The organism is Serratia sp. KG1D, assembly GCF_037150675.1.
Taxonomy (GTDB): Bacteria; Pseudomonadota; Gammaproteobacteria; order Enterobacterales; family Enterobacteriaceae; genus Serratia; species Serratia nematodiphila.
This window is the reverse complement of the sequence record NZ_JBAGIH010000004.1, coordinates 241,363-254,651: the sequence shown is the minus strand read 5'-3', so window position 1 is coordinate 254,651 and position 13,289 is coordinate 241,363. Positions and strand designations below refer to the sequence as shown.

The following is a 13,289-nucleotide window of genomic DNA, read 5'->3' as shown; positions in this document are numbered from 1 at the left end:
ATCAGAAGTCGTAGAACACCGTTATCCAGGTGGAATCCGGCTCGTTGTCGCTGCTGTTGGCCAGCGTGCGCTCCACATACACCGACAGACCGTAACCGATGGTGGTGCCCGCGCCAAGATAGACGTGGTTGGCGTGATACGCCTCGTCTCCCTTCAGCCGCAGCGAGTCCGCCGCCACATAAGGCTGGACGGATTTGAGAAACGGCTTGTCGATATTGAAGGTGTAACCGACGAAGCCTTCCAGCCCGTAGCCGTCACCGGCGAAGAAGTGCGACAGCGTGCGCTGGCGGGTGCTCGGCACATAATCTTTGTAGTAGCTGGCGGTGCCGACGATATACCAGTTATTCGGCTGCCAGGTTAACGCGGTGCCGGACAGCTGCTGGTGATAATCTTTTTCGCTGTACAGATTATCTTTGATCTTCGCATCGGTATAACTGTAGGCGGCGCTGAAGGTGAAGTCTTTCGTCACCTTGTAATCGAAGCCCAGCCCGCCACCGCCCTTGCGGCGGTAAATCAGGTTATCCGCGGTGTGCAGATCGTCTTCCGGCAATAAGTAGTTGGCGTACAGCGTGACCGGCCCGAAATCATTGGTGTATTTGATGCTGTTTTTCGGTTTATTGCCGCCGTCATAGTCGCCGGAAATACCGATGCCGGTGCCGCCCGCATGGCCATCGTTATCCCAGACGTCGCTTTTGATGCCGACCACCGAATAATAGATGCCGTATTGATGGCCATAGGTCAGGGTGCCGTAACGATCGTCTTTGAAGCCGGCGTACAGCTGGCGCTGATAGTCGCGCTTGCCGTCTTCGTTATAGTGCCCGTCCCAGCTGAGCGCGTGCGCCAGATCGACGCCCCACTCGTAATAGCCGATGATCGAGGTGTCCTGCGTCAGCGCATAATCGCCGCTGAAGCGAAAACGCGTGCCGCCGTCGTGGCCGTTTTTGTCATAGCCCGGCTCCGGGCCGTTATTGAAGATCCACTCGGGGCGAATGCTGCCGCCCACCTTTAAACTGAGCGGCGCCAGCAACACATTGCTCTGCGGGTTTTTATCCAGAATGGTGATCTCGGCCTGCGCGCCGGCGGAAATCGCCGACAGCAAGACGCCGCCAATGAATATTGGCGTTGTATTTTTTCTCATTATTACCCCTGCCCGAAAAAAATTATTGTTATGAACGCGGTGGTCTTAAGCCACGCAGAAATAATTAACCGATGTGAACAGCGCACGCAAGATATAAAAATTCACGTCATAATCTGCCATTATTTCGGGTTGGATTTATTTTCAGCAGAAACGTGTTCACCTGTAACACGGAGAAAAACAATGTAATAACCGCAGCACGAAATAAACCAATCCGCATCTTTTACCCAAAATAACCCGGCGTGATTATCCGGAAATAAAGATAGCAAATAACAAATAAATATTATTGCCGCAGGTAAACCGTCACGCGAGGGAATTAATTAAAGGCGGGAAATAACGACGGAGCGCGTTGTGCGCTCCGAGGAAATGCCATCACTACTGCGCCAGCCAGCCGCCGTCCATGTTCCAGGCGGCGCCACGCACCTGCGCCGCCGCATCGCTGCACAGGAACAGCGCCAGCTCACCGAGCTGCTCTGGCGTGACGAACGCTTGCGAAGGCTGCTTCTCCGCCAGCAGCTCATCGCGCGCCCGCTGCGGATCGATGCCGGCGGCGATGCGTTTGTCGATCTGCTGCTGCACCAGCGGCGTCAGCACCCAGCCGGGGCAGATGGCGTTGCAGGTGACGGGCGTGCGGGCGGTTTCCAGCGCCAGCGTCTTGGTCAGCCCCACCACGCCGTGCTTGGCCGCCACATAGGCCGACTTGTCTTTCGACGCCACCAGCCCGTGCACCGACGCCACGTTGATGATGCGCCCCCAGTGGCGCTCGCGCATGCCCGGCAGCGCCAACCGGCAGGTGTGGAACACCGCCGACAGGTTAATGGCGAGGATGGCGTTCCATTTCTCCACCGGGAACTGATCCAGCGGCGCCACGTGCTGAATGCCGGCGTTGTTCACCAGAATGTCCACGCCGCCGAACTCACGCTCGGCATAGTGCATCATGTCCGCTATCTGGGCCGCATCGCCGAGATCGGCGCCGTGATACCCCGGCGCGGCGCCCAGCCGGGCAACCTGCGCTTTCGCCGCTTCCACATCGCCAAAGCCGTTGAGGATCACGCGCACGCCGGCGGCGGCCAGCACGGACGCTATCCCGAGGCCGATGCCGCTGGTCGAGCCGGTCACCAGCGCGGTTTTGCCTTGTACACTCATGGTATCGCTCCTTTAAACAATGCCGGTCAGGTAGAACACGCCGATCACGAACAGCACCGCGGCGCTTTTGATCAGGGTGATGGCGAAGATGCCGCCATAGGCCTGCCGGTGGCTGAGGCCGGTGATCGCCAGCAGGGTGATCACCGCGCCGTTGTGCGGCAAGGTATCCATGCCGCCGCTGGCCATCGAGGCCACCCGGTGCAGCACTTCCAGCGGGATATGCGCGGCGTGGGCGGCGGCCACGAAGTTATCGGCCATCGCCGCCAGCGCGATGCTCATGCCGCCGGAGGCCGAGCCGGTGATGCCGGCCAGCAGGGTGACGCTGATCGCTTCGTTCAGCAGCGGATTGGGGATCGCCGACAGCGCCTGCGACAGCACCAAAAAGCCCGGCAGCGCGGCGATCACCGCGCCGAAGCCGTATTCGGAGGCGGTGTTCATCGCCGCCAGAATTGCGCCGCCGACCGCCGTCTTGCTGCCTTCCGCCAGCCGGCCGCGAATATTGCCAAAGCCGAACGCCACCACCAGTAGAATACCCGACACCAGCGCCGCTTCCACCGCCCAGATGGCGGTGATCTTCGCCACATCGGTGGTGATGGGCTTGGCCAGCCCCGGCAGCGTCAGATCGTGGCTGGCGCCGTACCACTGCGGGATCCAATGGGTGAAGGCAAGGTTGAATACCCCGACCAGAATCAACGGCAGGATGGCGATCAGCGGATTCGGCAGGTTGATGTCGTCCGGGGTTTCCGGTTCGTTCAGCAGCTCGGTGCCGTAACCCTCCCCCTTCAACTGCGCCTTGCGCCGCTGGCGTTCAAGATACAGCAGGCCGACCGCGATGATGAACAGCGAGCCGATCAGCCCCAGCCAGGGCGCGGCCCAGGCGTTGGTGCCGAAGAAGCTGGTCGGGATGATGTTTTGGATCTGCGGCGTGCCGGGCAAGGCGTCCATGGTGAAGGAGAAGGCGCCGAGCGCCACGGTGGCCGGGATCAGCCGCTTGGGGATGCCGCTCTGGCGGAACAGCTCGGCGGCGAACGGATAAACCGCGAACGCCACCACAAACAGCGACACTCCGCCGTAGGTCAGCAGCGCGCACACCAGCACGATCACCGGAATGGCGTGGCGCCGGCCGAGAATGCGGATCGCCGCCGCGACGATCGAACGGGAAAAACCGGACAGTTCGATCAGCTTGCCGAATACCGCCCCCAGCAGGAACACCGGGAAGTAGAGCTTCACGAAGCCGACCATCTTCTCCATAAACAGCCCGGTGAAGGTCGGCGCCACCGCGCCGGGGTCGGTCAACAGCACCGCGCCCAGCGCGGCTATCGGAGCGAACAAAATCACGCTGTAGCCGCGGTAGGCGGCCAGCATCAGTAATCCCAGTGCTGCCAGGGCAATCAAAACGCTCATCAGGCACCTCGCTATCGTTGTTATTGTCAGGTACGGCGTGCGAAATTACGGTTTCAGCGCAAAGCGCAGCTGATGCGCCCGTCGCCGTTGAATGCGTTCCCTGCGCGCTTCATCCCAAAGATAAAATCCCTGGCCGCTGCGCTGGCCGGTATCGCCGCGCTGCAGCCGCTGTTCCACCAGCGCCATCATCTCGTCGCCGGTCGCCAGTTCCGGGAACAGGTGGCGGGCGATGTCCGCCACCGTCGGGAGCCCGGTCATGTCGGCGGCCTCCAGCGGGCCGACCATGGCGTAGCGCCGCCCCAGCGAGGCGCGCATCACCTGATCCACCACCTCAGCGCTGGCGATGCCGCTGTGGACGATGTGCAGCGCCTCGCGCAGCACCGCAAACTGCAGCCGGTTGCCGACAAACCCCGGCGCGGCGCGCTCCAGCAGCACCGCCTCAAGATCCATCTCGCCGAGCAGCGCCTGCACCGCCGCCAGATGACGCGGTTCGGTGGCGCTGCCGGGCACGATCTCCACCAGCGGGATCAGGTGCGGCGGGTGCCAGAAATGGGCGATCAGCAGGCGCTGCGGATGGGTCATGCGCGCCGCCAGCTCGTCCGGCGGCAGGCCGCTGGTGTTGCTGGCGATCACCGCGTCGTCGGCGATCAGCCCTTCCAGCTGCTCATACAGCGCATGCTTCAGCTCGAGCCGTTCCGGGATCGCCTCAATAAGCAGCCGGGCGTGCGCCACCGCGTTCAGATCGCCGGTCACGCGCAGCCGCGCCAGCGCCGCGTCGCGCTCATCGTTATCAAACTGCCCGACGTCGCTCAGCTCGGCCAGAATGCCGCTCGCCACCGCCGGCGCTTCCTCCAGGCGCTGCGGATCCGGGTCATACAGCAGCACCTCATGGCCGTGGCGAATAAAGTGGGTGGCGATGCCCACCCCCATCAGCCCGGCGCCCAGTACCGCATAGTCAGATGACTGCATGGTGCCCTCCTCGGTTGTTTACGGGCGCTCTACCGCCAGCGCCACCCCCTGCCCGCCGCCGATGCACAGCATCGCCAGCCCCTTGTTCACCCCGCGGCGCTGCATTTCGAACAGCAGCGACACCAAAATGCGACAGCCGGACGCGCCGATCGGATGCCCCAGCGCGATCGCTCCGCCGTTGACGTTGACCCGCTCCGCCTCCCAGCCCAGTTCTTTACCCAGCGCCAGCGCCTGCGCGGCGAAGGCTTCGTTGGCTTCGATCAGATCGACCTCCTCCAACCGCCAACCGGCTTTTTCCAGGCAGCGGCGCGCGGCCGGCGCCGGGCCGATGCCCATGATCGCCGGTTCGACGCCCGACGAGGCGTAACCGGCGATGCGCGCCAGCACCGGCAAACGCAGCGCGGCGGCTTTTTCCGCGCTCATCAGCAGCACCACGGCGGCGCCGTCGTTGAGCGACGAGGCGTTGCCGGCGGTCACCGTGCCCTCTTTGCGAAACGCCGGCCGCAGCCGCGCCAGGGCATCCAGGCTGGTGTCGCGCGGCTGTTGGTCGCGCTCGACCCGCAGCGCCTCGCCCTTCGGCTGCGGCACCGTCACCGGCGTGATCTCCTGCGCGAAACGCCCGGCCTGCTGCGCCGCCAGCGCCTTCTGCTGCGAGCGCAGCGCAAAGCTGTCCTGCTCGGCGCGGCTGATGGCGTATTTCTCCGCCAGGTTCTCGGCGGTGATGCCCATGTGATAGTCGTTGAACGCGTCCCACAGGCCATCGTGGATCACGCTGTCCACCATCTGCGCGTGACCGAGGCGCAGACCGGCGCGCGCGCCGGCCATCAGGTAAGGCGACTGGCTCATGCTCTCCTGGCCGCCGGCGATCACCGCCTCGGCATCACCGCTGCGGATCGCCTGCACCGCCAGATGCACCGCCTTCAAACCGGAGCCGCACACCTTGTTGATGGTCAGCGCCGGCGTCGTAACGGGCAGCCCGGCGTTGAGCGCGGTCTGGCGCGCCGGATTCTGCCCGCAGCCGGCGGTCAGCACCTGGCCGAGGATCACTTCATCGATCTGCTGCGGCGCCACGCCGCTTTGCGCCAGCAGCCCTTGTACCGCCGCCGCGCCCAGTTCCACCGCCGTCAGCGGCGCCAGCGCGCCGTGAAAACTGCCGACCGGCGTGCGCGTCGCCGCCACGATCACCACTTCACGTTGTTGCACATTCACCTCCCGTCTCAGAAACGCATTTCCGGCACTTGCTCCGGCACAATCAGCCGGCCGGCGGTTTTGGCGACAATCTCCGCCACGCTGACGCCCGGCGCGCGTTCGCGCAGCACGAAGGCGCCGTCTTCAATTTCCAGGTAGGCCAGATCGGTCAATACCTTGCGGATGCAGCGGGCGCCGGTCAGCGGCAGCGTGCAGCGCGGCAGCAGCTTGGACTCGCCGCCCTTCGCGGCGTGGGTCATCACCACGATGATGTTCTCCGCCCCCGCCACCAGATCCATCGCGCCGCCCATGCCCTTGACCATCTTGCCGGGGATCATCCACGAGGCGATGTTGCCCTCGACGTCCACTTCAAACGCCCCCAGCACGGTCAGATCGACATGGCCACCGCGGATCATGGCGAACGACTGCGCCGAATCGAAAATAGACGCGCCGAGGCGCGCGGTGACCGTCTGCTTGCCGGCGTTGATCATGTCGGCGTCCAGCTGCTGCTCGGTCGGGAACTCGCCCATTCCCAGCAGGCCGTTTTCCGACTGCAGCATCACGTCCATGCCCGCCGGCACGTAGTTGGCCACCAGCGTCGGGATGCCGATGCCCAGGTTGACGTAGTAACCGTCTCTCAGCTCTTGCGCCACGCGCTGCGCCATTTGTTCACGGGTAAGCATGCGAATTCTCCTTATGCCCGCAGGGTGCGTTGTTCGATACGCTTCTCGAAGGTGCCCTGGATCAGCCGATCGACGTAGATGCCGGGGGTGTGGATCGCCGCCGGATCAAGCTCGCCCGGCGCGACGATCTCTTCCACTTCCACCACCGTGATGCGCCCGGCGGTCGCCATCAGCGGATTGAAGTTCTGCGCGGTGTGACGGTAGATGACGTTGCCGAAGTGATCGGCCTTCCAGCCTTTCACGATGGCGAAATCGCCGGTGATGGCGGTTTCCATGATGTAAGGGCGGCCGTTGAACTCGCGCACCTCTTTGCCTTCGGCGATCGGCGTGCCGTAACCGGTGGCGGTGAAGAACGCCGGGATGCCGGCGCCGCCGGCGCGGATCTTCTCCGCCAGCGTGCCCTGCGGCGTGAGATCCACCTCCAGCTCGCCGCTGAGCGCCTGCTGCTCGAACAGCGCGTTTTCACCGACGTACGATCCCACCACCTTGCGGATCTGATGGGTTTCCAGCAGCCGCCCGAGGCCGAACCCGTCGACGCCACAGTTGTTGGAAACCACCGTCAACCCGCGCACGCCGCGCCGGCGGATCTCTTCGATCAGGTTTTCCGGGATGCCGCACAGGCCAAAGCCGCCCGCCAGCACCGTCATGTTGTCCGTCAGGCCTGCCAGCGCTTCCTGGTAGCTGCCGACGCGTTTGTCGAGCCCTGCCATATCGTTGCCCCTGCATGTTGCGGCGCAGGGCGAAATGCCCTGGCTTGCGTGAGGGCATCTTCAGGTCACAAAAATGATTTGTTAATTTTGTTTTTATGCCGCATTCATTTAGAATTTTTATTAATCACTCGTTAACCGAAAATTAACAAAGAGTTAACGCCAACCAAAATGAAAATGAGCATCAAACAGTTACGCGCGTTTTTAGCGGTAGCTCACACTCTGAATTTCGCCCAGGCCAGCGAGCGGCTGAATATTTCTCAGCCGGCGCTCAGCCTGGCGATCCGTGGGCTGGAAGACGCGCTGGGCGGGCCGCTGCTGCTGCGCACCACCCGCCGGGTGACGCTGACGCCGGAAGGAGAAACCTTCTTCCCGATGGCGCGCCAGCTGCTGGCGGATTGGGATAACGCGGAAGAGGCGATGCGCCAGCGCTTTACCCTGCAGATGGGCAAGGTGGCGATCGCCGCCATGCCGTCGTTCGCCGGCAACCCGCTGCCGCCGATCCTTAAGGCGTTTCGCGATCGTTACGCCGGCATCAACGTGGCGGTGCACGACGTCATCAACGAGCAGGTGTTTGAAATGATCCGCGAAGGCCGGGTGGAGATGGGCATCGCCTTCGAGCCGGAGCCGAGCGACACCCTGCACTTCACCCCGCTGTGCCGCGATCGCTTTCTGGCGGTGGTGCCGAAGGATTCGGCGCTGGCGCGCAAGGCGCAGGTGAGCTGGAAGGAGCTGCTGACGCTGGATTTCATCACCCTGCAGCGGCCATCGGCGGTGCGGCTGCTGCTGGAGCAGGAACTGGCCCGCAGCGGGCGAACGCTGGAGGTGGCGTTTGAGAGCCACCAGCTGGTGACGGTCGGGCGCATGGTGGCCAACGGCCTCGGCGCCAGCGCGGTGCCGGCGCTGTGCGAGCGACAGATGGATGAGCTGGGGGCGGTGTGCGTGTCGCTGATCGGCCCGATCATCGAACGGCGCGTGGGCCTGATCCGCCTGGCGCAGCACCAACTCTCTTCCGCCGCGCAGGCGCTGGCGACGGTAATCGAACGGGAGATGGCGGGAAGTGGCGGGTAAGGCGGCACCAGCATTTTCAGATGATTCTCCGATCGAGAGCGTGAGCCAGAAGCTGTTACCACCCTGTAGAAAATGTTAAGTTTCCTAAAAATAAGGAGGCTTTTCGACATGGAACAGAAGTCCAGCAGCATCGCACCGGGCTATTGCATCGCCCAACAAACCGGCCCGCTCGCCTTCCATGCCAACTACCTGTTCGGTGGCAAGCCATCGGAAGCGGCACGCTTTTTTATGCAGCTCAATGCCGATACGCCGCTGGTTCAACCGGGGCAAATGCTGATCGTCGCCGATCCGCGCAATCATAATCAATCTACGCAGATCGCCGCCCTGATGCAGGCCAAGAGCCGCACCAGCAAAGCGGTGAAAGCCGGTGACAGCGATTTCTCCACCTTCTTGCACCGCAATTACGCCGCTATCGCCGCCTTCACCAGCTATGGGGAAACGGTTGTCGGGCTGGCTTCGGATGCCGGAGAACGCTACTTCAGCCAGATCAAGAATATCCTGGTTGAGATTGAAAAAACCTACCAAAATCAGTTCCGCACGAGTGGCGCATTGATTGGCACCCAGTTTCAGGTGGAACGAGCGCGGCTGTTCGGTACATTAAAACCGTTACTGAATCGCCTTACTCGTGCTCAACTCAATATGAAAGAGTATGCGCAAATCAAACACGCGCTAGGGCTCTCCAGTAAATCGCTGGTGCATGAATGGAGCACCGCCGGCGTCGGCGCCATCAAGGGTTATTCGAACTACGTCGACAGCGCCAGCCGGGCGGCCAAGTTTATGAAAGCCGGCGGCTGGATCGGCATCGGATTGAGTGGGCTGAATACCACCAACGACGTCTACAACGCCTGCACCACCGGTCGCGAACAGGAGTGCGCCAAGATTGCGGTGAAGGGATACAGTCATTTTGCGGCAAGTACTGCGGCGGGAATTTGGGCAGGGAATGCAGGTGCAGGTCTTGCGATTGCAGCTTGTTCAATTGTGTTGGGTGCAGCAACAGCAGGAACAGGTGTGATCGTTTGTGGTATCGCTGGAGCCGCTATAGGAGGCGCCGCAGGATCCACACTGGGTGGCATGGGTTCCGATTATTTGACGACGTTAGTGGTAGGTGAATGATGAAATTTATCGTCATATCGTGTTTGATATTGCTGGTTTTAAGCGCCTTCATCCAGTTCATTGGTTACCGTCGCCATAAAAAAGAGTTTGATGCTTTCTATCAACGTTACGCCGGCAGCGGACATTTTATTCCGCCCTACGTCGCCTTTGCCGATAGCCTCGGCATGCTTGGAACCTCATTGAAAGCACAGTGGTTTCTTTGGATTCTGAAAAGGAAAAAAATAAAAATAAGGGATCAAGTTTGGCTCGATGCGAAAACCTACGATTTCGTGCAAAAAAACGCCTCTCCTGAGCTACAGAAGTGGCTGGCGATGGACTTTATACTTTTGCTCGTAGAAGCCATTATTACCACCGTGGGCTGTATTTTTATTTATCTCATCAAAATCAACGTATAAAAATGATCAATTATATTGAGTCTTACATAAAATAGATAAAACTCTTAGTGGTATTACTATTCTTTCTTTTCCTTCTTATCGCTATTATCCAATTTATTTACTATCGACTTCATAAAAAAGAGTTTGATCTCTTTTATCAACACTATGTGGTGAGTAAACACCCTGTTCCACTTTTTGTCGTGATAGCGGACAACCTTAACTTCATCGGTGTTTCACTAAAAGCCCAGTGGTTTCGTTGGATTTTGAACAACCGGAAATTAAAACTGACTCGCAACGTTTGGCTAAGCCCCAAAACCTACGATTTCGTTCGAGCAGCTTCATCACCAAGGTTAAAAAATTGGATCCGTAATGATTTCAGATTATTAATGTTACAAGGATCACTCTTAATCATCATGTGTCTCCTGAACTATCTCCTGAAGTCGGTCTAATCCCCCTCCACCGCCTGCACCGCCGCCTTCTGCGTGGCGCGCTGATATAAGCACAGCTCCCTGCCCGGCTGGTTTTTCATAAACGGCTGCGGGTAGCGCCCGCCGATAAACAGCGCCGAATAGCCGACGTCGTCACCGTAGTGAATAATCTCCCCTTCCACCCTGGCGTTTTTTAGCCCGCTGGCTTTCAGGCAGGCGGCGCGCATCGCCTGTTCGCTCTTGGCCCACGCCTGTGGGGAAGACGCGGTGGCGTTGAACGCGGCCAGTGCGGCGATAAGCAGCCCTATTTTTTTCATCGTTATCTCTCCTTCTACGGCCCGTCTCGCCAGTATAGACCGTGCCGCCCCGGCCAACCCGCCGCGCTCTTTACGGCATTTTTATTCCGCGCCCCGTTAACGTTACGGCGTTTTTACAGACAGTTTTTGCCGCCGCAGATACCCTTTTCACATCGCCACTATGGCCCCACAAGAGAGTTGTCTCATGCGTTTATCCCTGCCTCTGGCCGTGACCGGTCTTCGTTCTGGAGCGCGCCATGCATGCTAATATCATCGGGTTCAATCCCCTGCTGGCGGAGCTGCCCGCTTCGCCGACGCGCACCTTCCGCAAAGAGCTGGAGCACTATCTGCAGCGCTATCCGGATACCGAACAGCTGGATATTTATCTGCACGATCTGAACGGCCAGCTGCGCGGCAAGCGGCTGCCGATCGCCGAAGCCTTTGGGCTGGAAAAAGGCTGCTACTTCCCGCTGTCGATCTACGCCCTGGATCTGCACGGCCGGGTGATTGAAGAAAGCGGGCTGGGGCAACGGGCGGGCGAGCCTGACCGCTTGTGCCTGCCGGTGCCCGGCACGCTGCGCCCCTGCGCGCGCGCTCCCGAACGCCACGCCCAGCTGCTGCTGACGATGCAAAACGCCGACGGCGGCGCCTGCGAGCTGGAGCCGCGCGTGGTGCTGCAACGGGTGCTGAAGCGCCTGCACGAGCGCAACTGCTTCCCGGTGGTGGCGGCCGAACTGGAGTTCTACCTGCAGGATCCGCTGCGCCCCGCCGAGTCGGAAGCTTGCCCGACGCAGAGCTTCGCGGTGGATGCGCCCGAGCGCCACCATGCGCTGCTGAGCGACATCGAACGGCACGCGCGGCTGCAAAGCCTGCCGCTGACCGGCGTGGTGGCTGAAGCCGCCTCCGGCCAGTACGAGCTGAACCTGCATCACAGCCGGCGCGTGCTGGAAGCCTGCGACCAGATCATGGCGCTGAAACGCCTGACGCGGCAGATTGCCGAGCAACATCACCAGCACGCCTGCTTTATGGCCAAGCCCTGTGCCCATGCCGCCGGCAGCGGGCTGCATTTTCACATCAGCCTGCAGAACGAGCGCGGCGAGAACCTGCTGACCGGCGCGCCGGGCGAACTGAGCGACAACATGCAACAGGCGATGGCGGGCATGCTGGCGCTGATGCCGGCGTCGATGGCGATCCTGGCGCCCAACATCAACGCGTTTCGCCGCTTCCGCCCCGGCATGCACGTGCCGCTGCGCGCCTCCTGGGGCCACAACAATCGCACGGTGGCGCTGCGCCTGCCCTGCGCCGACAGCGCCAATCAGCGCATCGAATACCGCCTGGCCGGCGCCGACGCCAACCCCTATCTGGCGCTGGCGGTGATGCTCGGCGGCCTGCTGCACGGGCTGGAACACCCGCTGCCGCTGCCGCCCGCCGCCAACGGCTGCGAAAGCGACAACGCCGCCCCCTTGCCGCTCGGCCAGCAGGAGGCGCTGGCGCTGTTCCGCCACAGCGATCCGCTGCGCGAACTGCTCGGCCCGGCGTTCTGCACCCTGTGGCACACCTGCAAAAGCGCCGAACTGCGCCGCTTCGAGGAACAGGTCACCGCCGCCGAACTCGGCTGGATGCTGTAACCATCCACTGATTCGTTAACCTAAGGATAATCATGAACATGCAACCGCAATTGGCCCCCGTACAGCCGCTGCTCTGCTGGCGCAAAGGCGTTTTTCATATCAGCACCGATCGGCAGTTATTGGATATCGAAGCGATCCAGCGTTTCCTCAGCCTGCCGGATCGGGCGGCGGCGGAGCGCCTGGCGCGCCACGGCCTGTGCTTTGGCCTGTACCGCAAACGCCACCAGCTCGGCTTCGCCCGCATGGTGACCGATTACGCCACCTTCGCCTCGGTGAGCGAGCTGTTCGTCAGCGCCGAATACCGCGGCGTCGGGCTGGGAAGCTGGCTGACGCGCTGCTGTCTGGCGCATCCGGCATTGCGCGGCCTGCGCGTCACGCTGCCCGCGCTGCAAGCGCCCTGGCGCGCCGACTGCGCGGCGCACGCCCCGCGCGCCCTGCACTGATAAGGAGACCCCCATGTCTCGTTTGGTGCTGATTTCCAACAAACAGTGCGACGGCAAGGATCTGGCCTGCGCCGGCCGGACGTTGGCGGCCGACGCCGAACCGGGGCTGTGGCTCGGCTGGAACGGCGACGTGCAGAATTTCGCGCAGCGCCCGATCAGTTGCCGCCAACGCGCCGGTTACGATCAGGTGACCTTCCCGCTGTCGATCGAGGAGTTTCGCCGCCACTATCAGGGCTACTACCACGACGGCCTGTGGCCGGTATTCCACAACCAGCCGGAGAAGGCGCACTTCACGCCGGAAAACTACCGCGCCTACCGGCAGCTGAATCGCCGTTTCGCCGATATCGCCTGCGAGCACCTGTGCCCCGGCGACATCGTCTGTATCGACGACTACCAGCTGCTGCCCTGCGCCCAGGCGTTGAAGGAGCAGGGGCTGCTGAATGCCTGCGCGTTCTTCTTCCACCTACCGTTCCCGTCGGCGGCGCTGCTGCGGCGCATCCCGGAACATCGTCAGCTGATCGCTTCGCTGCTGTTCTACGATCTGATCGGCTTTACCACCACGGACGATCGCAACGCCTTTCTCAGCTGCCTGTCAGGCGAGTTCCCGTTGGAGATGCTGCCCGACGACCAGATCCAGGCCAACGGGCATCTCTTCGCCACCGGCATTTTCCCCGCCGGCATCAACGGCAGGCAGGTTTACTGAA

The 13,289-nt window shown here is 61.8% G+C and carries 14 protein-coding genes; 6 read left to right on the top strand and 8 right to left on the bottom strand.

From position 1 onward, the window contains the following. Position 1 precedes the first annotated feature (1 nt). The 7 genes from WFM45_RS19295 to WFM45_RS19265 all read right to left on the bottom strand — a co-directional run bounded on the left by WFM45_RS19295 (position 2) and on the right by WFM45_RS19265 (position 7,235). Entirely contained in the window at positions 2 to 1,138 is a 1,137-nt protein-coding gene (locus WFM45_RS19295) for a porin (protein ID WP_031299792.1), read from the bottom strand. 372 nt (positions 1,139 to 1,510) lie between these two features. Continuing rightward, positions 1,511 to 2,281 carry a 3-hydroxybutyrate dehydrogenase gene (locus WFM45_RS19290; RefSeq protein WP_336956915.1) on the bottom strand — a complete coding sequence of 257 codons (771 nt, stop codon included), beginning with the start codon at positions 2,279 to 2,281 and terminating at the stop codon, positions 1,511 to 1,513. A 12-nt stretch (positions 2,282 to 2,293) separates the two neighbouring features. Beyond that, positions 2,294 to 3,688, bottom strand: coding sequence for a GntP family permease (locus WFM45_RS19285; protein WP_197716273.1), 1,395 nt, complete (start codon positions 3,686 to 3,688; stop codon positions 2,294 to 2,296). 42 nt (positions 3,689 to 3,730) lie between these two features. Next, positions 3,731 to 4,654 carry a 3-hydroxyacyl-CoA dehydrogenase family protein gene (locus WFM45_RS19280; protein WP_033631694.1) on the bottom strand — a complete coding sequence of 308 codons (924 nt, stop codon included), beginning with the start codon at positions 4,652 to 4,654 and terminating at the stop codon, positions 3,731 to 3,733. 18 nt (positions 4,655 to 4,672) lie between these two features. After that, positions 4,673 to 5,857: an acetyl-CoA C-acetyltransferase gene (locus tag WFM45_RS19275; RefSeq protein WP_336956912.1), complete on the bottom strand. Its 1,185-nt coding sequence runs from the start codon at positions 5,855 to 5,857 to the stop codon at positions 4,673 to 4,675. 14 nt (positions 5,858 to 5,871) lie between these two features. Then, a complete protein-coding gene (locus WFM45_RS19270) occupies positions 5,872 to 6,525 on the bottom strand; it encodes a CoA transferase subunit B (protein ID WP_015376496.1) in 654 nt (217 codons plus the stop codon). Positions 6,526 to 6,536: 11 nt separating this feature from the next. Further along, on the bottom strand, positions 6,537 to 7,235 hold the full coding sequence (locus tag WFM45_RS19265; protein WP_004933280.1) for a CoA transferase subunit A: 699 nt from the start codon (positions 7,233 to 7,235) through the stop codon (positions 6,537 to 6,539). Between the two features lie 168 nt (positions 7,236 to 7,403). On the opposite strand from WFM45_RS19265, the gene WFM45_RS19260 reads away from it, so the two are divergent. The 3 genes from WFM45_RS19260 to WFM45_RS19250 all read left to right on the top strand — a co-directional run bounded on the left by WFM45_RS19260 (position 7,404) and on the right by WFM45_RS19250 (position 9,811). After that, entirely contained in the window at positions 7,404 to 8,303 is a 900-nt protein-coding gene (locus WFM45_RS19260; RefSeq protein ID WP_311265671.1) for a LysR family transcriptional regulator, read from the top strand. 108 nt (positions 8,304 to 8,411) lie between these two features. After that, positions 8,412 to 9,416, top strand: coding sequence for a hypothetical protein (locus WFM45_RS19255; RefSeq protein WP_103085900.1), 1,005 nt, complete (start codon positions 8,412 to 8,414; stop codon positions 9,414 to 9,416). Beyond that, positions 9,413 to 9,811 (top strand): hypothetical protein, encoded by a 399-nt coding sequence (locus tag WFM45_RS19250; RefSeq protein ID WP_370531232.1) that lies wholly within the window; start codon positions 9,413 to 9,415, stop codon positions 9,809 to 9,811. Before WFM45_RS19255 ends, WFM45_RS19250 begins: the two co-directional genes overlap by 4 nt. Positions 9,812 to 10,235: 424 nt before the next feature. Here the strand turns inward: WFM45_RS19250 and WFM45_RS19245 are convergent, their stop codons facing one another. Beyond that, complete coding sequence (locus WFM45_RS19245; RefSeq protein WP_048325950.1) at positions 10,236 to 10,535, bottom strand: hypothetical protein; 300 nt, start codon at positions 10,533 to 10,535, stop codon at positions 10,236 to 10,238. Between the two features lie 236 nt (positions 10,536 to 10,771). Between WFM45_RS19245 and WFM45_RS19240 the strand changes: the two genes are divergently transcribed. The 3 genes from WFM45_RS19240 to WFM45_RS19230 are packed head-to-tail and all read left to right on the top strand — an operon-like array spanning position 10,772 to position 13,288. Then, positions 10,772 to 12,142 (top strand): glutamine synthetase family protein, encoded by a 1,371-nt coding sequence (locus WFM45_RS19240; protein ID WP_172575124.1) that lies wholly within the window; start codon positions 10,772 to 10,774, stop codon positions 12,140 to 12,142. A 32-nt stretch (positions 12,143 to 12,174) separates the two neighbouring features. Next, on the top strand, positions 12,175 to 12,585 hold the full coding sequence (locus WFM45_RS19235) for a GNAT family N-acetyltransferase (RefSeq protein ID WP_033631690.1): 411 nt from the start codon (positions 12,175 to 12,177) through the stop codon (positions 12,583 to 12,585). A gap of 13 nt (positions 12,586 to 12,598) precedes the next feature. Continuing rightward, positions 12,599 to 13,288: a trehalose-6-phosphate synthase gene (locus WFM45_RS19230; protein WP_103085897.1), complete on the top strand. Its 690-nt coding sequence runs from the start codon at positions 12,599 to 12,601 to the stop codon at positions 13,286 to 13,288. Position 13,289 lies beyond the last annotated feature (1 nt).